Genomic DNA, 19,212 nt, shown 5'->3' on the forward strand with positions numbered 1-19,212 from the left:
AAGTATCTAGATGATTTTGTATATTTCATCTGTATACTTAGAAGGTATTATAGCCTCTCATAAAGGAGGATTTTTTTATGCAAACAGTTGGTTACTACAACGGGACACTCGCTCCCCTAGACGAATTAATGATTCCTGCTACTGACCGGGCCTTGTACTTCGGGGATGGTTGTTATGACGCAACGACTTTCAAAAACAACGTCGCCTTCGCCCTAGAAGACCACCTCGACCGCTTCTACAACAGTTGTCGCCTATTAGAAATTGAGTTTCCACTAACAAGAAGCGAACTCAAGGACAAACTTTATCAAGTCATTGACGCTAACGAAAGCGATACCGGGATGTTATACTGGCAAACCTCACGGGGCAGTGGTCTTAGAAACCACCTCTTCCCAGAAGATAGTCAACCTAACCTCCTTATCTTCACGGCCCCTTTCGGCTTGATTCCTTTTGATGCCGAATTCAAGTTAATTTCACGTGAAGATACCCGCTTCTTGCACTGTAATATCAAGACCCTGAACCTCTTACCTAACGTTATTGCCAGTCAACGGGCTAAAGAAGCTGGCTGTCAGGAAGTGGTCTTCCACCGCGGAGAACGGGTAACTGAATGCGGCCACTCAAACATCTTGATTTTAAAGGATGGCGTCCTTTGCACCCCACCAAGAGATAACTTAATCTTACCCGGGATTACCCTCAAGCATCTCTTGGAACTAGCTAAGGAAAATAACATCCCGACCTCTGAAGCGCCTTTTACCATGGATGAACTCAGAGCTGCTGATGAAGTAATTGTTAGTTCCTCAGCTTGCTTAGGCATTCGGGCGGTTGAACTTGACGGTCAACCAGTCGGCGGTAAGGATCTAGCCACCTTGCAGGTCCTCCAACAAGCCTACGCTAAGAAATACGAAGCAGACGTTCAAAGTCGTTAATAACTAAAACAGGTCACCCCCAAATGGAAGTGGCCTGTTTTTTTTTACAAGAGATCCAATTGTTCTGGGGGCATCTTTCCCAACCCGCTAAACTCTAAGCCTAACATCTCTTTAAAAGCCAGGGCGTTAGGGGCAGCATCGCCAGCCGAGTTATTGTTAAAAATAACTACTACCTCTTCTACCTGGGCTTCAATTCTTAGGACCTGTTCTTTTAACCAGGCCAACTCCTGCTGACTATAGGAGTAAAGGGTACGTTTCTTGCGCCAATCAGCCCCTTGATTAGCCCAGCCCCTAGCATTTCTCCCGTGCAGTCTAATCACCGCTAATTTTGGATTAGTCGCAGCCAGGACAAAGGGGACCGAAGCTTGGGTATTGGTTGGTTCATCGGCTGCCACCAAGCTGTATTGATACTGCTGACAAAACCTAAGTAACGAGTCCTTTACCCCAGGAGCATACCAGGATTGGTGCCGCAATTCTAAGGCCAAAGGCAAGTCGGCCAGTAAACTGCGAAAATAACGGAGGTAGGCCACATTTTCCTTAGTGGCCGTGAAGGTCGGTGGAAATTGAACCAGGACCGTCTTCAAGTGGTTAGTCGCCACTAACGAATCCACACTTTGGCGAAAAGCACTAAAGGCTTGTTTTAACTCCAAGCCAGCTAACTGTTCCCCCGGATGGCGGGTTAAAGCTTTAGGAACCTTGGGGATAAAAGAAAAGCTAGGTGGCACCTGACTCAACCAATTTGCAACCGTACTTGCTCGTGGTAAGCCATAAAAGAAGGTATCGACCTCGACCAAAGGTAGGTGGGCGGCATACTCTTCTAGGGTTACGGGCCGGTTTTCGTTAATAAAAGTTTGATGTTCACTCCAAGTTGTTAGCCCTAATTCAATCAAGACAAATCACCTCAAAATCATTGACGTAAGCGGTTACTTATGCTGTAAATATGGTAAGAAATAAATCTTGCTCAGTAGTTCAGTGGTAGAATATCCGACTGTTAATCGGCAGGTCGCTGGTTCGAATCCAGCCTGAGCAGTCCCTGACTAAAGCTAGTAGCTGCCTTTCGGTTACTGGCTTTTTTACTATCTTTCAGCATAACAACAGCCCTCGTTAAAAACAAGGGCTGTGCTCAATTAATCTTGATAATCAATGCTTTGACTCAACTCGGCGTTAGCGTTAGCAACTTGAATGACTTCTTCAATCTTGCTTTGTAAGGCCATTAACGCCCCGGTCCCCAGGTAAAGTCTAGCCGGTAGATTAGGCATCGCCGCCCAGCAAATTCAAAATGCTATCAAAAATTACCCCCACGTTAAATCAGCCACTAAAGTTGCATTTAACAAGTGGGAATTAACCACATTCACACTACGTAACCAAAACTTTTACTTGCTTACCCAACCAGAACTAGGGATCCGGATTGCATTAACGACTGACTATTTATCTGAATTTCTTCCTGTTCTCTACAAAACTTTACTAATATTAGCTTTCCCGCCAACTCACATTGATACCTATTTGGACCAACTAGTTAGTCAAAGTCGTACAGAAGCCACTGCTAAAAGCTTGACAGCCAAACTTGATTTAAAAGCCGCTACTAACCAACCGGAATTTAAAGCTGACCTCGAAGCAGTTCTAGCTGAGGGTCCTGAATACACCTCTGATTACTCGTTGTCAATGCTAAGTTCGACGCTAACAATTTCTAATTGCGGGCGTGAAGCTCTCGCCCAAACCCGGGTTTTATTCAGCAAAACTCTAGCTAAAAAGCCTAAAAAGCCAACTAGAGCCTTTAAATACATTACCAATAAACCTAATTTCGATGATTACTACCAGTGGGAAGACTTAAGTTTTAAAGCCCTCCCCAGCAAAAAAGTTCTAAATAAAATCAAGCGGACTAACTTTCAACTAATTGAGCAATTCTTTACCCGGAAAAAACTTAAACTAAAGAAACTTGCGCCGCTTAACTTGCTCAAAAATTTATTTACAGACTACTTGAATGTGTACCTAATAAAAGACTACCTGCGAACTGTCATTAGCGACCTAGCCAGTCCAGCTACCTTTATATCTTCAGTGGAACATTGTTTGTGACGAAATACCAGACCTTGACTACGCCTTAGATTTAATCCATTCGCTTGAACAAGCTTTAGTCTTGTTCTACCAATTTTTAGCTTCCTGTGGAGTAATCACGCAAAAAGACTCTAACCTGGCTAAGTTTGAATTAGAACAAGCCTTAGAGCTTATCCATTCTGAATGTTTAGAAAAAGTTGCTGCTGACCAAATAATGCAAGCATTCCCTATGGATAATGAAGACGACCTGCTTGATTTAACCAATCCAGATAAGGCCGCTCAAGTCCTCGCTAAGCTCTATGACTTAAAAGACTCTTTTGAACAACCAACACCACCAGCACACGAAAAAACTTACATGAAACTTCACAAGCCGAAATAAACAAACGCCAATCCCTACCAAGCGCGGGATTGGCATTTTTTAAAGTTGTTTTGCTAACAAGTAGTCGGTTTGGGCATCGTCACCCATCATAAAGAAGTGTTCTGAAAAGCGGCTAAAGCCATGTTTGGCGTAAAACTTTTGGGCCCGATAATTTCGTTCCCACACCCCTAGCCAAATCCGGCTCTTACCTAGAGCTTGCGCCATTTCTTCGGCCTTGGTTAGTAACTTACCAGCTAAACCTTTACCTTGGTGAGCTGTCCGCAAGTAAATGCGTTCAATCTCTAAATTGTCAGGTCCCATTGGTTCAGATTGAGCTTGGCCCACGTTTAGTTTCAAATAACCAGCTGTTTTGCCATCTACCTCTAGAAAGTAAAAGTAAGTTCCTTCAGTTCCTAACTCCCGTTTAAGCTTGTTCAAATCATAGGCTTGCGCTAGATACTCCTCCATTAATTCACGCGGATTATCAGCCCCAAAAGTAGCCTCATAAGTTTCACAACTAATGGCTTGTAATTCCTCAACGTCAGCCAAGCCAATTTGTCTAATCTTAACCTCTGTCATCTAACCATCCTTTCTCTTAGTGTCATCTTAGCAAAATTTTGCCCATAAAAAAAGACCCGCCACCAGGCGAGCCTAATATCAAAACATCTGTAATTCGTCCTCAAAATTACCTATGTTATAGCAGGATTATTAATCCAACTAGTGCGGCAAAAACTCCAGACATAATCAAATAATGAGGCTTTACCACTTCTGCTTTAACTGCTTCAATCATCTTAGGTTTTTCAAACACCACTTTTAGCTTATTCCCGTTTTCGCTAACAGCTGGTGCTTTGTATTCCTGTTTTTCATTCAAGGCCACTGGGCGGAACTTATCACCCTTACCATACATCACCGAGGCGATTTTATAACCCTTAGCCGCAGTCACCTTATAATTTTCGGCTCCACGTCCTTGGATCTTGGTGGATTTGTCATACGACACGCCATTCACCTCAACGGCACCTTGCCCCTCGATATCGAGTGCAATCATGTATTTTTCAGGTACCACCGCCGTAATCGTCACCGACGAACTAACGGTTTCCCCCGCCCACGCTTTATGCATCGGCATATATAAGAGTACCGCAAAACATGCAATGGTAAGTATCTTTAAGAATCGTTTCAAAGTCATTGCCCCTAAGCCCCTTTTCTTGAAGAGTTATCTGCACGGATTTATTAGTTTTAGTTTATTGAGCGTCTGCTAAAGTAGCAGTGAAAGTGATGGAACCTGTGTAGTTACCAGCTTTGGCTTGGTTCCATTGGTCTTGTGTAACGTGCATAAATACTGGCACCTGTCTATTATTAAACATATCTTGGTTAGTAAATGTTTGGGTACCGAAGCTGTTATCCTTTTTATCTTCAGAACCGCTAACTGTAAATTCAATTTTATTGTTTTTATCACTATCATTTTGTAATGCTTGGTGCTTTTCTGTAACGTTAACAACTTTACCAGCAGTGATACCGTAACCACCGTTTTGAGGATCATTCTTAATCGAAACATCACCAATGTATGCATCTAAGTGGTTGTAACCTAATTCAAAAGATGATGGAATTTGTAATGTAAAGTTTGAATGAACATTGGAAGTAACCTCTACTGTACCATCTTTATCATTTACTGTACTTTGTTCATTTACATTAAAGTCTTTTGATGCGCCCACTTGGTCAGCCAATGCTGGAGTTGCCATTCCTAAAACTACTAAAAATCCTAATAATCCTGTAATAACTTTGTTCTTCATGTTAATTCTAAATATCTCCTTTAAATTATATCACATATATATACAAGTGTTTCTACTTTTAAAACATCAAATTTATTTATTAATAAGTTTCTTATTCTACCACATTCAAGGTAAAATTAATTTGCGAACCGTTTAACGGTACGAGCTTCTTGCTTAAAGCAAAACACTCATAACGTAAGGTACAGTTCTTATAAGTTCCCGCCTTTAGCGTTTGGTTTAAATTCAAGTTGTAGATTGCCTTACCTGGCTTAATCATTTGACTTTGCCAAACCTTAGTCCCATCGGGAAGATAGATTGATAAGCGGAAGTAGCACTTATTTTCTTTCGGGTTATAGAGGTTAACCTTTTGAGCCTTTGTGCCTGCTTTCATCGTCATCGACTCATAACCAGGAATCGCAAGCGTACCTTTGTTCTTCTTCTTGTTCTTTTGGTTTTGAGCATTGGCGTCAATGTTAACTGTCGGCCAGTCGCCAAACCAATTATTCCAGTTTAAGCCAATATAGATTCCTCCAAAAAGTATTAGTAGTAATAATAAGAGGAGGAGCAACTTCTTTTTCTTATCATTTTTTTTGGATTTCTCAGGTTCCACTTGAGGTTCCTTATTGTCCATTATTCTTACCTTCCTTATTGTTCATTATAGGTGACTTTAAATGTGATGTTGCCAGTGTAAAAACCTGTTGGAGTTAATGGATCAACTTCCCGCGGATCAGTGAAACTAATCTCACTTTCACCATCATGGGCCTCGTTAGTATAACTAACAACCGGCACCTCCGAATCTCCAGTCATTCCTACGTGTTTCTTGTCAATCAACAACTTTGTTTTTGTCTTGCGTCCGACAGGATCATTTTGTCTTGTCAGTGTTGCTTGGCCATTAGAAATTCCTCCACTAATGGAAACATTAACTTGACCCTTGTATCCCAAGCTAAAGTTATCGGCTTCCGCAGTCACATAGTTTCCACTTTCACCCGTCTTTATTGTAGTTGGAATTCTAATTGTAGCATGGGCAATGTCCGTCTTATCAGCTACCTGCCCAATTGCCGATGGTGGGTAATCACCCTTACCGGCTCGCCTTGCATAGACAATGTAATTAGTATCTGAATCGAGTTTTCCAATCGTCGAATCAGTTGCCTTCGCGGTTAAGTCGCTTGGTGAAAGGGCATATTCGGCTTGGCCGTATTTATCAGTATCAGCCAAATCTGCTACCTTCAAAGAATTTGCATTCTTGCTTGCGATTGTTACCGTTGGCGCCTTCATAATCTTGACGATGGTTTCATCAGAAAAAGCTTTGAGCTCTTGATCATGATAACGAACATGAATCTGATAAATAGCATCACTAGCTAAATCTAAATCCTTAAACTCACTACTTGCTTGCCAAGTTCGTATTACCTTACCGTTATTATCAGTTAACTCATATTCAGCCTGCCCATACTTTAAGTTAGGACTAAACTTTACATTAAAGCTATCCGTACCACCGTAAATATTATCAGCAGTAACATCCGGCTTTGGTATCGAAACGGTCTTGACTGTGACTGACGCCTCAGCAGAAGGCATATAGTCGTCATTACCTTGAGTTTGCACTACCAGTTGGTATTTTTCACCCGGTTTTAAATCCGTAAACTTAGGCTCACTCTGCCAGTCTCTGACAACCTTGCCTTGTGTATCCCTAAGTTGATAACGGACATCACCGAAAGAGCTATCAAATTGCTTTGTTACCTCTAAACTGGTTGTAGACCTTTTAACATCATCTTCGGTAATTTCAATTTTGGGACCTTCACGCTTCGTCTTAACCTTTTGACTTACAGCATCAGAAGCTAGGTACTTATCATTTCCCTTATACTTAACATAAACTGTATATTCAGTATCAGGACTTAGCTTGGTAAACTCATTAGAGCTTTGCCAATCACCAATTTTGTGTCCCGCACTATCTTTCAACAAATACTCAGCCTCACCGAATTTTCCATCAAGTTGGGCATTTACCCTTAAACTTTTATCAGTTCGGTCGATATTATTAATAGTAGGTTTATCAGCTTGTTGTTTCACAACGGTGTTAGAACCATTATTAAACCCTGGGCGACTAGCGATTTCTCTTGGGACCCGTCTTTCCACAACTTGTACCCAAGACCAATCCGAGTTAGCTGCCCTTGTCTCATTAAGAAGCTGTGTGATTTTTCCCGATTCAACAGCTTCTTTTGTTACCTTAGTAGCATTACGGTTATCTTTACCACCAGAAGTTGGATAGTAATAGAAGTCATGCACACCTTTCTCGTTACCGGTATAGGCAGCATTATTACTCAAACTTCCTACGTAGAAAGTATTCCGAATTGTTCCATTATTTTCGTTATAAGTAAATCCAGAACTTTGCCCCCATGATCCCAAGTCCATGTCGACAATACAATCTTGGATTGAGCCATCATTCTTACTAATGAACCCACTAGCGTATCCACTTACTTTACCAGTAATCTCGAGTCGCTTGACCGTCCCGGCATTCTCATACATGAACGAAGCATAGGAGCCATCAGAATAGAAATTGCTAATGGTATGTCCATTACCATCGAAAGTACCTTCGTACCTTGTAGTGTAGACTACATCCCTACCGAAAAGAAAATCCCAAATGACTTGTAAGATATTCCCCACACCACCACAGTGTAAGACAATATCAATAATCTCTTTTAAAGCATCCCAAATTCCCATACGATAGTAGTTATTGTAATAGCCAATCGGGGGAATTAACTTATTGCCAGCATCGATATCCTTATCTAAAATCCCATTGATTTTATTCTGACCGGTAGCAACTAGAAATGAAAAGCGTTGCAATTCATTAACATTGGTAATATGATCGTTAACCTGACAACCTGGACTCCAAGTAAGATTACTTGTGCCGGCATCAAGTGTTATCACGCTAACATCCACACCATCAATTACTGCCTGCTTAGCTAAGGTTACGTTAACCGTGCCGTTGTTGTTAACCCCAACCAAAGAAACAGCACTACCATAGAGCGAACCATCCATAATCATATTATTTATAGTTCCCTTGTTAACCCCTATGAAAGTAGCGGCTGATCCATTAATAACCCCGTCGTACTCAACATCGTTTAAATAGCCGGAATTAGTTTTTATAAAACTATTATCTGCCCCTTCCATCTTCACATTAAAGTGAACCCGATCTAAATGACCAGTATTATTGTTAATGAAAGACATATTCGTACCACTGATGGTTGTATCAATAGTTAAATCTCTAAAGGTCCCCGAATTTTCATTAATGGCGCTAGAGGAGGAGCCACCGTAATTCCAATTCTTAATGGAGTTACCTTTACCATCGAAGGTTCTTTCAAATTTATTCAATGTTGGGACGGACTTACCAGCCAAATCAATTGAAGTATCTAACTGAACGTTCTTATAGAGATATTTCCAATCTCTAGAATTAACGTGGTTAATCCAATTAATCAAGCCGTCAGCACTTGTGATTTCGAGCATATCGCTATGATTGGAGTCATACCACACACCCGGCGCAAGTTCTTCACGCGTTGACGTTGCCCAAAGGCTTTGGGTTAAAGCAGCGCTACTAAGCGTATTACCACTAAGACTACTTACACTAACTGTTTGACTAGACGTACTTGCATTTTGCGAGCTTTGAGCTTGGCCAAACTGCGAGCTAGTAGCTGAAGTTGAAGAAGAGCTGGTAGCTTGGGAAGAGGTTGCTACCTTGGTTTGGCTACTGGCTGAGCTAGCTTCGGTCGTCGCTGCATATACAAGAGAGTTTGAGCTAGAGAGCGCAAGTAAGCTTACGCATAAAGCCGTAATGGTTTTATTCTTTTTCATTTGCCGCTCTGCTACCCCCTTTATCTGTAAAACGTCCTTAGTGACTAACAACATGCAAAGAAGTTTCTGACACGGTGCATCCTACTTATGTTTGAAGACTTTTCGTATACAGTAACTTATGTTCATCACATCTCACCACTTTCTTGATCACATCTCACCACTTTCTTGTTATGTATTTGTACAAGAAAAATGTAACTCCTCACAAAAAGCGGGGGGCTACAAGATCTTCTTAATTTAAATAAAATACACCAACTCAGAGAGTTTATCATATAAGGCTTTCTGATTAACACGACAAAACTTCTGAGGTGTCGCATAAAATTGTACATCAAAATACAATCATTCTTCTTTACGAAGGTTATTGTAAAATAAACAAAAAGTTATTGCAACGAATTTTAATAATATAAATATAAATTTTTAGATTTTAGTCCACAAAATTGCATTATCCATACCAATTTCAAAACATATAAAAAAAAAAAATAAGCCCTATTCTTTATTCCTTGGTTTTTCTTTATTTGCTTATGATTATCGGTACAAGTCCAGTCTGTATGCACACCTAGACCATTTTAACCGTTTACGAGTAAAAAGCGACCGGTTATGATTAAAACCTTAAACTAAGGACTTTTTAGTCAATACTTTTAGGACTAATAAATAAAATAAATTATTTTACTAAACATCCGCAACCGCTAGCACAATATGAAAAACGAATATTATTTTTTTAAACTTAATTTTGTTCGGAAAAATCGGAATATTAATTTTTTTAATAATAGTAGTTACCCTTGGGAACTACTTTATTCACAATTTATTTTTCAGTAAAAAAATCCGGCAAAGTAAGTAACTTTACCGGAAATGTTTACTATTAAATTGTAAGCTCTTACCCTACTTGTAAAATGGCTTGCATTCATCAGCTACCGCCTGCTTGTAGCTCCGCCCAAATTTGTCTAGGTGAACCATTAAATAGTAGAGCCGGTAGAAGTGCATCCGCTTGGAGTAACCCTCCTTTAGGGGGTAGCTTTCCTGGTAGGCCTGATAAAACTCTTCCGTAAAGCCTCCAAAAACGGTGGTAATCCCTAAATCAAATTCCCGGTCACCATAAAGCGGCGCGGGATCAATCAAAGCAGGCTGGCCGGCTTCAGTAAAGAGAAAGTTGCCCGCCCATAAGTCACCATGCAACAGCGAAGGCTTACTGTCGTGCTGGCTTAAAGCTGTTAGAATAAGCTGCCTTACCTGCATGTAAGTGCTAAAATCCTCAATCTTCCAATAAGTGTCTTCGACCAACTTTTGGGCTAAGATATCTAAGCGGTTGTTGACAAATAACTCCGCCCAGCTAGCCCGCCAGTCGTTAGAAAAGCTAATGCTCGCTCCAACGTAGTCGTACTTGTAGCCAAACTGGCCGCTAGGATTATAGGTCCGGTGCATTTTGGCAACGGTCCGCCCTAAATCAGCTTGACTGCCCTCCCCTTTTTCTAGGTAGGAAAGTAACAGGTAAGCCCCCCGGCCTAATTTACCAGTAGAAATAACCTCGGGCGCAATAATTTTGGCCCGCTTTAAATCGTTTAAGCCCGCAATCTCAGCCGCGTAAAATTCCCGAACACAGACTGGTTGCACTAACAGAAAGTAATTTTGATTTTTAGTTACTAGTTTAAATGCCCGGTTGACGTCGCCACCACTAACTGGTAGACACTCTTCAATTCCATCTAAAGGCAAACTAGCTAATAGACTCTTGTCCAAGTGATCCCCACATAACAAACCAACTAAAAACAAACTACGCAAAATCTTCCCACGGATTTTGTTGTCCACAATTTTTTGCTTATATTGTACACGAAAAAAACCGACAAAACCAGTCATTTGACTCGCTTTGTCGGTTTTAATTTACATTTTTTCTAAAGCTGTTTTGGCCGCAATCCGACCGTAAGTGAAGATATCAGTTAGGGAATTTCCGCCGAGTCGGTTCCCAGCATGGATTCCCCCAGCCACTTCACCGGCTGCATAGAGGTTAGGGATTACCTGCCCAGCTTCGTTGATTACCTGGGCCTTGGTGTTAATCTTCAAGCCACCCATGGTGTGGTGGATGGCTGGTTTTCTTGGGGTAGCGTAAAATGGTGGCTTCACTACCTTCAAGTCAAAGACTTCCTTGCCAAATTCTGGGTCGACCCCGGCGTCAACATAACTGTTGTACTTAGCGATTGTTTCTTCAAAGGTTTGTGGGTCAACCTTAATTTGCTTAGCCAAGTCAGCAAGAGTGTCAGCCCTAAAGAGGGTGCCGGCTTCCACTTGGGCATCTAGACTTGCTTGGGTCGTATTGTAGGCCGTCTTTTTAATTTCATCATCGGCAATCAAGTAGAAGAGACCTCCGTTATCAAAGGCTGCCTTGGTTAAGACGTCCCGACCTTCGTACTCGTCGACGAAGCGTTTCCCCTGTTGGTTAACCATCACATAGTTAGCTGGTGGTACCTGTAAGCCGCTAAAGAGTTCGCCGGTCTTAGGATCTGAAACTGGCATCATTTGGGTAAAGCCCATCCCAACTAAGGCCGCCCCGACGCTTTGACCAAGCTTAATTCCATCCCCAGTGATTGCTGGTGAATTGGAGGTCGCAATATCATCATCGACTTGGCTCCAATAAGTGTTGTACTTTTGCACCATCTTGGTGTTGGCGCCAAAACCACCAGAAGCGAGGATGACCGCCTTGGCTTTGACAATCACCTGCCGGTTAGCAGCGTTTAAGGCTACCACCCCACAGATTTGGCCTTGCTCATCTAACAAGAACCGTTTAACCGGAGTTTCGGTGAGAATTTGACCGGCCTCGTGTTCTTCAATGAACTTCTTTAAGGTCTTAATGAAGGCAAAGCCCTGGCTTTCCATTGGCTTATGGCCCCGACGCCACTTAGCACCAACCGGCATTGTTACCTGGCTTTCATCAAATTCAACCCCTAAATCGGCTAACCACTTAACCGACTCTAAGGCATGGTCCGTTAAGACCTTAACTAAGTCATAATCACCATGTATTTCGTTACCATTGAGGTCAACCCGCTTACCGCCAAGGTAAGTTTGGATTCGGTGCCATAAGATTGAATCAAAGAGGTAGTCGGCCTTTCCGGCTAGGTAGTCCTTAATTTGACCTTGCAGGGCCTTGAAATCAGCTTGGTACTCTGGGTCAATCTTGGCTAAATCGTAATCCAACATTTCCTTAAGCACACTGGCTTCCCCTGGAAGGGCTGCAAATTGCTTTTGCCAGTCAGGGTCAGCCGCGTTCATTGGTCCCCCAGCCCGGACGGTGTTTCCACCTAAGGCAGGGAATTTTTCCAACACGATGGTTGACTTACCCGCTTGTAAGACCCGGCTAGCAGCGGCTAACCCAGCCCCACCACCACCGACAACTACCACGTCGGTTTCATATTCAAGTGGACTTAGATCTTGGCTCTTACTTGGCTTCGGCCGTTTCTTCAAGATGTTAGGGTCGACTCCGGCTAACTTAACCGCTTGGGCTACCCCATCGATGAGACCATAGCTGGTTACAGATGCCCCGGAAACGGCGTCGACATTTAAGGTTTGGCCCGCAATAATTTCTTGAGGCAAGCGTTCAAAGACCGTGTCGGCAATCCCTTCGGTTTCACCACTGGTGTCAACCTTAATATCTTCAATCCGGTTTTCAGAGAAACTGACCACCATTGGCAAGTCCCCGTTGTGACCCTTGGTCTTAACTTGGTAATCCCCGGGTTCAAAGCGAACTTCGTCTGGAATCTGTAAGCTATCTGCCGCCTTGATAAAACGCAAGAAGTTGGCAAAGCAGCTTTCCAAGAAGTCAACCGTATTGGCTTCCTTAATGGCTCCATTTTCGTCAAAGGCCTCAGTGGCTTGCCCCAGTAAAAATTCATTTCCTGGTAAAACTAAGGCGTTAACTCCAGGTGCGTCTAACACTTGACGCAAATGAAGTTGGGCACTGGCTGAGCCTTGGCGCGTGACCGAAGTTCCGACAACCATCACTGGTTTTTCATCGAAGGGGTGTACCGTAAAAGACATCCACTCTAAGAAGCTATTTAAAGCCGAAGGGATAGAGCGGTTGTGTTCAGAGGTGGCAATTACCACCCCATCAGCTGCCTCAATCTTAGCCACCAGTGATTTTAGCGGCTCTTGGTTACTAAGGTCATTTGACTCGTTAAACATTGGCAAGCCCTTTAGCTCGATTACTTCAAATTCTACCTGGCTAGCAAAATGTTGCGCCATAAAGTTAACTAATTTTTCTGTGGGTGAATCACTTGAGTTGGTCCCACTAATCCCGATAATCTTCATCAAAATTCCTCCCCTTAGACCTTAACTCTGGTTACAAAGGCTGCAAAATCGGCAAAGTAACTTTCAAGCTGAGCTACTTTTTCGTCCACTAATAAATTAGCTTCCTCATCAAATGCTTATAGGGAATGGCCCAATAAAAATTCCCGACCCGGTAGGATTAAGGCCCTTAGTTCCGGCGCATTTAGAATTTGCCGCAAGTGGTTTTGGGCCCGGGAAGTGCCTAAAACTCCGTAAGACGCCCCCACAATCATAACCGGCTTGTCTTGCAATGGTTTAGTTGTATAGGCAAACCATTCCAACAGGTTAGTTAACGGAGCTGGAATCGTGTGGTCGTATTCGGGGGTGGCAATAATTACCCCGTCTGCTTGTGCAACCGCTTGGTTGATAGCAGCTACTGCTGCTGGCGCCTCATGCGAAGCTGGTTTATCAAAGAAAGGTAGGTCCTTAACCTCAATTAAAGTCAGCTCTGCTTGGATTGCAAAGTGCTTTTGCATAAATTTTAACAGCGTACGGTTGGTTGATTTTTCGGCGTTAGTGCCCACAATCCCGACTAAATTTAGTTTTTCCATCTTCTCACCATCCATTAGTGACTCAATCTAATTTGTGTCGATATATACTCATATTATAAAACTTCTACCTTAGTTTGTGAATACTTTTACTTGAATTTGGACCAACAAAAAAAGACTAGCCAACTCACAAGTTTAATTTGTAAGCGGTTAGTCTTGTTGTTTATTTAACGATTCATACTTTTAAGCAGGTCTTTGAACCTAAAGAGGTAGGCAATTACTAGGTAGTAACTCCCTGCCACTAAGCCAAAAATTACACAAGTTATAAGGGCTGCTACCTTGCCGTGGCCCAAACTTAATAAGCTCAAAGGTTTAGCTAACAGTCCCAAACCTAAGACATAGATTCCAATTCCCAAACTTGGTTTTAGCCAGCTAAGGTTAGCCCGCCTATCAGTTAGGTAGGTCCTATTCAAATACCATAATCCCAAGGCCAGGCTACTTGCAAAGGCGATCGTAGTTGCTAGTAAGGCCCCGTATTCATGGAAGAGCCAAATCAACGGTGCCTGTAAAGCCAATTTTAATAGGAGGCTAAAGGACAGCAAGATTACCGCCAACCTGTGTTTACCTAGGGCTTGAATCAAGGTACTTACATCCAAGAAGAAGGATAATATCAGGCTTAGCATTATCGAGGCCGCCATCAACTGGCCCGCCGCCCAATTATAACCAAAGAAAATCGTATTAACTTCTTGGGCTAACACAGTCAAGATGGCGACAAAGGGAATCAAGAGGGTGATCATCAACTTGAAGTTATCACTTAAAGTCTGGGCAATCTTTTGCCTGTTACCGACTAGACCAGCTAGAATCGGCAGGCTCGTATCAGATAAAGCGGTCGCAAGCGAAATGATGATGGTCGTAATCTTAGTCGGGTTGGCCGAAAAGAAGGTGAACATATTTTGAATGTAATTCATATCATAGTTGCTTGCCCATAGCATCAAGTGCTTAAAGGTTAGCTGGTCGATAATCTGATTGATAGTTACCCCCGCCCCCACGAAAACGAAGGGAACAGCTTCCTTAACGATTTCTAAAAAGAGGCCCTTAATGTCTAGTTGACTAGCCGGTAAACTCTCAGCCTCATTAGCGCGGTAAGTTGGTAACTGGGCTCGATAGTATTTACCCAGGTAGGCTAAACTCCCCAAGGCCCCGATAAAGGCTGCAAAAGTCGAAAGCGCCACGGCCCAGGTTAACCCCTGTTTTAAGACGTTGAAACTAACGAAGGTAAAAACCAAAATTGCCACTACCCGGATAAGTTGCTCAATTAACTGCGAAACCCCAAAGGGCTTCATGTCCTGGTGGCCCTGAAACCAACCTCTGATGATACTCATCGTCGGTAAAATCATCAGGGCTGGAACCAAAGAACGGAGCACAAAGGTGGCGGCTGCTTGATCCATGATGGGCGAACTCTTAGCAATCATGGGGGCAAAAATAAAGAAGACCACTCCACAAATTAAGCCCGAAAGTGCCATGAATAACAGCCCCGCTTTAAAGAGCCGTTTACTATCTAAGTAACGCTTCCGTGAATTATAGTAGGCTATCTTGCGAGAAATTGCGGTGGGAAAGCCCGACGTCCCCAGGGCCAAAAATAAACCGTAAGGAGTGTAGGCAGCATTGTAGAGTGCTTGGGCCGTATACTGTTGTTGCGGGCTATGAAACATGGCTAGCCAAGCAATAATGTATAAAATCCCTAGCACTCGTGAAAAAATACTCCCAAATGACATCCAAAAGGCACCGGATAATAATTTATTTTTCATTGAAGTTAAAATTTCCTTTCAAACATAAAAAAAGAGATACGTAGGCCAAAAGCCCATAGTATCTCTTATCAGTATAATGTTTCTGCTAATTTTTGCAAGCTTAGCTAGTCATCTTCAGCGGCACTGTAAGTCCGTTCCCAGTCTGCCTTGGTCCCAGTTTTTCCAAGCGACTGTAGCTTATAAGTATCGTCCTTTTGATCGTAGACGATTTCAGCATCGTGGTAAGTAAACTGTTGAATCTTCTTACGTTCGCTGTCGCTATCGTAGTTAATAAAAGTGTATTTCATCGCGTAAGAAACCTTAACTTTAGTTGCGCTTTCCGGACTGATACTCTTAATGTCTTCGACCTCATAAGAACTAAGATTGTGCAAACTCTTGAAGAAGGCGACTAACTCATTATAGGAATCGTTATTTTCCTCCCCGACAAATGTAGCGGCGCTAGAACCATCCTCACCTTCATTGAAGGCCGATTCAAGTAAATCCTCTGCTTTATCTTTAGAAATTAGGCCCTTGAATTTAGGCGCTACTTCTGGCAAATCATCCTCGTCAACGTCTTGATAGTTATAAGTATAGCCTGAAACATCAACTACTTCAGATTTAATTTCCTTATTGCCTGCCTTGGTCGTTAAGTACAGTTTCATCTTGGCTGAGGCTGGGTAATTTTTAAAAACTTTTTCTCCCTCCTTATCAAGGGTCCCCACCTTTTCATTGTTGATATAAACCGCTTGGCCGGCCTGACCTTCCACCTTGAAATTAAGCGTTGCTAATTCCAAAGCTAAGTCATTGTTGCCAGCGGCTAACACTTTAGTTTGCTTAACTACAATTGGTTTACCGCTGGCTTTTCCTTTAGCTGTAAAAGTATACTGGCCTGGAAATAAGGGGCCAACCTTAACCCCGTAGCCGTTAGCCATTGTGGCCTGCTTTTTGGTAATTACTTTCCCGTCTTGATAAAACTTAACCCCACGCTTGTTAGTAGTTAAGGTCACGTAAGCAGGGTTGACCTGTAACTTATAAGCAGGAAAAATTAACCAGTGACTCCCAGACTTAACCCAACTGTAGCCGGCATAACTACTGCCCATTAAAAAGTGTTGCTTCATAGTTGCAACTTGGTCTTGACTATTAGCAAAGCTCTTCTTAAAGGCTGCTGCATCTTTGGCGGTGATTTTTAGGTTTTGGTCACTACTTACTAGGTAAGACTCAACGTCCCCCTTACCAACTAGGGCTGTCGTAAACCGCTCCAATTGCTTATTAGGCTGATAATAGCTACGGCCACCTAAATAGACACCCAGCAGGACTAAGACTACGGCCCCTAAGATTAGCCATTTCTTATCTAGGGGTTTTTTACTAGCAGTCCGGCTATAACCCTGTTGAGCCTGTTCTAGTTTAGCGCCACAGTGTTGGCAAAACTTATCGGTCTGCTTAACAGCTTGCCCGCAGTTGGGACAGAATTTTGACGTACTCATTTAAAATTCCTCTCAATCGTTAAAAAAGTTGTTGCAGATAACTTACATAATGAGCGGCCACGGCCATGTATGCTAAGACGTAGACGAAGCCATTTAGAAGTGTGACAATTATTAAAATGTATAGTCGGTCTAGCTTAGGATTTTCCAACTCATAAATTGGTGCGAGGATACCAAATTGCCAAATGGCTAGGGTAATCGAGAGCAAGCACAACACCAGCATGGTATTTAGCACCCCACTCGTCGTAAATCCTACCGTAAAACTAAACAAAAGTGCAATTAGATTTAACAACAAAATAGGACTGGTCCTATGGGCAATCCCATTTACAAAGTCCAAAAAGTCTGTGCGGTTAGGGGTAAATAATTCCCTTGCCCCGTAACCAATCCCAGTCGTCGCTAAGGCAGATAAAAAGGTGGCTAAAAAGAAGGTGATTAAGGTCCCTAAGCCAACCGGATTATCCCCAAAGCTACCACCAAAGGCCTGACTATAATAGCTGTTTGCCGAGTTATAATAACCCCTAAAAATAATCATAATACTCAAACCAAAGATGAGTCCCTCTAGCCCTAAAGTAATTAAGCCGCTCCACTTAGAAGTTTCATTTTTAACCTTAAATGGGTGCTTCCAAGCAGTAACTAGCCAGGACCAATAGCTTAGGGAAGATGCCTTTAACTTCTCTTTATCCAGGCTGACTCCCGCTTCTTGCTTAGCCGCGGATTCTTTAACTTGCTCAGAGGCATTTTCACTCTGCACTTCTGAGGCAACCGCCTTAGGCTTAACTTTATCTCCGGTAGCCAATTCATTGCCACAGTTGGTACAAAATTTAGCTTCCTCAGCAACTTCACTACCACAATTTGGACATTTTTTCATAATAATTCCTCCAATCTAACTTAATTGTAACATTAAATAAAAATATCCACAGGTAAAAAGCCAATTTCTTGCTTTTCCACCTGTGGATAACTGTTTTTATTTAAGAATCCCTAACTTAGCTTTTAATTTGATAATTCGCTTAACTGTTTGATCAATCTGGCCTTCCGAAATCTCACCCGCTCTTACGGCCGCCGCAATTGCCGGAATGCCCTTTTGATAGCCAGTACTTAATAAGATGTCATTGCCCGCTTTAACCGCTAATAAATCGGGGTTAACGGCTTGCTCCTTGGCAAAATCCTTAATTGCTCCCATCCCGAGGTCATCGGTAACGATTAGGCCCTTAAAATGCAGGTCCTGGCGTAAGAGCTGGTGGACTGCTGGAGACAACGAGGCGGGATTGTGGTCATCAACAGCTGACATTACGACGTGAGCTACTAAGACAGTGTCTACCTTAGCCTTAATTCCGGCTTCAAACGGTAAAAAGTCATTTTGCTGAAAATCGCTTAAAGGTCGCTTGTCACTCGCAAAGCCCGTGTGGGTATCGGCAGCTGAGCCGTAACCAGGAAAATGCTTTAAACTCGCAATCACTTTTTGGCTTTGAATTGCCGGTACTACCATTTTAATGTAAGTTGCCGTCGTTTGGTAATCTTGGCCTAAAGTTCGCGGATAAATAAAGCTATTAGGGTCATTGGAAACATCTGCTACCGGGGCAAAGTTCCAATTAATCCCTAGGTGACGCAAAGTCTTGGCCGTCTGGCGATAATTTTTACTTACCGCAGCCAAGCCCCCCTTAGCATACAATTCCTGAGGGGCAGGGTACTTCTTACCGGTTAACTTGGGATTGGCGCTCAGCCGGGAAACAGTTCCCCCCTCCTGGTCAGTCGCAATAAAGAGACCAGTCTGACTTACTTTTTGCCAGGTCTTTAACTTCGCTTTTAATTGCTTTGGGGTTTGATTTTGAAAATCAGCCCCAAACAAAACCACCCCGCCAAGTTGATAATGCTTAATTTCAGCTGCCATCCCAGCAGGATTGCCTGAACTAGGTACCAAGTACATTTGGGCAATTTTTTCTTCTAGACTCATCTTAGCTACCAGCTGATTTAGTCTTTTAGAGCTTATTTTTTTAGCTTGTACGTCATTACTACCAGGAACAATTGTCCAAGCCAAGCACAGTGTCACTAATGTCAATAGTAATTTCTTCATCGTCTTCCCCCTTAGTAATCCCCTTTATATTAACCCTATAAAATAAAAAAGTCACCTTCTAAAGAAGATGACCTCACATTATGCTTCGCACGGCAACGTCCTACCCTCACAGGAGGCGTTCCTCCAACTACTCTCGGCGCT

General features: G+C 42.6%; 16 protein-coding genes, 1 tRNA gene and 1 pseudogene. 4 read left to right on the forward strand and 14 right to left on the reverse strand.

Annotated elements, in window-relative coordinates:
• Positions 1 to 77 precede the first annotated feature (77 nt).
• A complete protein-coding gene (locus FC14_RS05705) occupies positions 78 to 923 on the forward strand; it encodes an aminotransferase class IV (protein ID WP_056976852.1) in 846 nt (281 codons plus the stop codon).
• 44 nt (positions 924 to 967) lie between these two features.
• Here the strand turns inward: FC14_RS05705 and FC14_RS05710 are convergent, their stop codons facing one another.
• Positions 968 to 1,813, reverse strand: coding sequence for a DUF72 domain-containing protein (locus FC14_RS05710; protein WP_056976853.1), 846 nt, complete (start codon positions 1,811 to 1,813; stop codon positions 968 to 970).
• A gap of 68 nt (positions 1,814 to 1,881) precedes the next feature.
• Here FC14_RS05710 and FC14_RS05715 point away from each other — a divergent pair.
• Positions 1,882 to 1,953, forward strand: a tRNA-Asn gene (locus FC14_RS05715).
• Between the two features lie 97 nt (positions 1,954 to 2,050).
• On the opposite strand, the gene FC14_RS11030 is transcribed toward FC14_RS05715, so the two are convergent.
• Positions 2,051 to 2,182: a hypothetical protein gene (locus tag FC14_RS11030; RefSeq protein ID WP_268872176.1), complete on the reverse strand. Its 132-nt coding sequence runs from the start codon at positions 2,180 to 2,182 to the stop codon at positions 2,051 to 2,053.
• Between the two features lie 244 nt (positions 2,183 to 2,426).
• Here FC14_RS11030 and FC14_RS05720 point away from each other — a divergent pair, with 244 nt between their 5' ends.
• A complete protein-coding gene (locus FC14_RS05720; RefSeq protein WP_235804511.1) occupies positions 2,427 to 2,996 on the forward strand; it encodes a hypothetical protein in 570 nt (189 codons plus the stop codon).
• Positions 2,997 to 3,057: 61 nt separating this feature from the next.
• The gene (locus FC14_RS05725; protein WP_056976855.1) at positions 3,058 to 3,354 is read left to right on the forward strand and encodes a hypothetical protein; all 297 of its coding nucleotides are present in this window, start codon (positions 3,058 to 3,060) and stop codon (positions 3,352 to 3,354) included.
• Between the two features lie 39 nt (positions 3,355 to 3,393).
• Here the strand turns inward: FC14_RS05725 and FC14_RS05730 are convergent, their stop codons facing one another.
• From FC14_RS05730 to FC14_RS05785, 12 genes and pseudogenes are all read right to left on the reverse strand, one after another.
• Positions 3,394 to 3,912 carry a GNAT family N-acetyltransferase gene (locus tag FC14_RS05730; protein WP_056976856.1) on the reverse strand — a complete coding sequence of 173 codons (519 nt, stop codon included), beginning with the start codon at positions 3,910 to 3,912 and terminating at the stop codon, positions 3,394 to 3,396.
• A 115-nt stretch (positions 3,913 to 4,027) separates the two neighbouring features.
• A complete protein-coding gene (locus FC14_RS05735) occupies positions 4,028 to 4,456 on the reverse strand; it encodes a hypothetical protein (protein ID WP_147628723.1) in 429 nt (142 codons plus the stop codon).
• A 115-nt stretch (positions 4,457 to 4,571) separates the two neighbouring features.
• Positions 4,572 to 5,120: a hypothetical protein gene (locus tag FC14_RS05740; protein WP_056976857.1), complete on the reverse strand. Its 549-nt coding sequence runs from the start codon at positions 5,118 to 5,120 to the stop codon at positions 4,572 to 4,574.
• 91 nt (positions 5,121 to 5,211) lie between these two features.
• On the reverse strand, positions 5,212 to 5,730 hold the full coding sequence (locus FC14_RS05745) for a hypothetical protein (protein WP_056976858.1): 519 nt from the start codon (positions 5,728 to 5,730) through the stop codon (positions 5,212 to 5,214).
• 14 nt (positions 5,731 to 5,744) lie between these two features.
• Positions 5,745 to 8,939 carry a hypothetical protein gene (locus FC14_RS05750; RefSeq protein WP_156655759.1) on the reverse strand — a complete coding sequence of 1,065 codons (3,195 nt, stop codon included), beginning with the start codon at positions 8,937 to 8,939 and terminating at the stop codon, positions 5,745 to 5,747.
• 876 nt (positions 8,940 to 9,815) lie between these two features.
• Complete coding sequence (locus FC14_RS05755; protein WP_056976865.1) at positions 9,816 to 10,667, reverse strand: fructosamine kinase family protein; 852 nt, start codon at positions 10,665 to 10,667, stop codon at positions 9,816 to 9,818.
• Between the two features lie 141 nt (positions 10,668 to 10,808).
• Complete coding sequence (locus FC14_RS05760; protein WP_056976860.1) at positions 10,809 to 13,226, reverse strand: flavocytochrome c; 2,418 nt, start codon at positions 13,224 to 13,226, stop codon at positions 10,809 to 10,811.
• A gap of 14 nt (positions 13,227 to 13,240) precedes the next feature.
• Positions 13,241 to 13,795 (reverse strand): annotated as a pseudogene (locus FC14_RS05765) (NADPH-dependent FMN reductase).
• A 164-nt stretch (positions 13,796 to 13,959) separates the two neighbouring features.
• Positions 13,960 to 15,540 (reverse strand): putative polysaccharide biosynthesis protein, encoded by a 1,581-nt coding sequence (locus FC14_RS05770; RefSeq protein WP_056976861.1) that lies wholly within the window; start codon positions 15,538 to 15,540, stop codon positions 13,960 to 13,962.
• A 104-nt stretch (positions 15,541 to 15,644) separates the two neighbouring features.
• Positions 15,645 to 17,003, reverse strand: coding sequence for a TcaA 3rd/4th domain-containing protein (locus FC14_RS05775; protein WP_056976862.1), 1,359 nt, complete (start codon positions 17,001 to 17,003; stop codon positions 15,645 to 15,647).
• A gap of 19 nt (positions 17,004 to 17,022) precedes the next feature.
• Positions 17,023 to 17,868 carry a zinc ribbon domain-containing protein gene (locus tag FC14_RS05780; RefSeq protein WP_056976863.1) on the reverse strand — a complete coding sequence of 282 codons (846 nt, stop codon included), beginning with the start codon at positions 17,866 to 17,868 and terminating at the stop codon, positions 17,023 to 17,025.
• A gap of 96 nt (positions 17,869 to 17,964) precedes the next feature.
• Positions 17,965 to 19,071: a glycoside hydrolase family 3 N-terminal domain-containing protein gene (locus FC14_RS05785; protein WP_056976864.1), complete on the reverse strand. Its 1,107-nt coding sequence runs from the start codon at positions 19,069 to 19,071 to the stop codon at positions 17,965 to 17,967.
• Positions 19,072 to 19,212 lie beyond the last annotated feature (141 nt).

It is taken from the genome of Ligilactobacillus agilis DSM 20509 (assembly GCF_001436215.1).
Taxonomy (GTDB): Bacteria; Bacillota; Bacilli; order Lactobacillales; family Lactobacillaceae; genus Ligilactobacillus; species Ligilactobacillus agilis.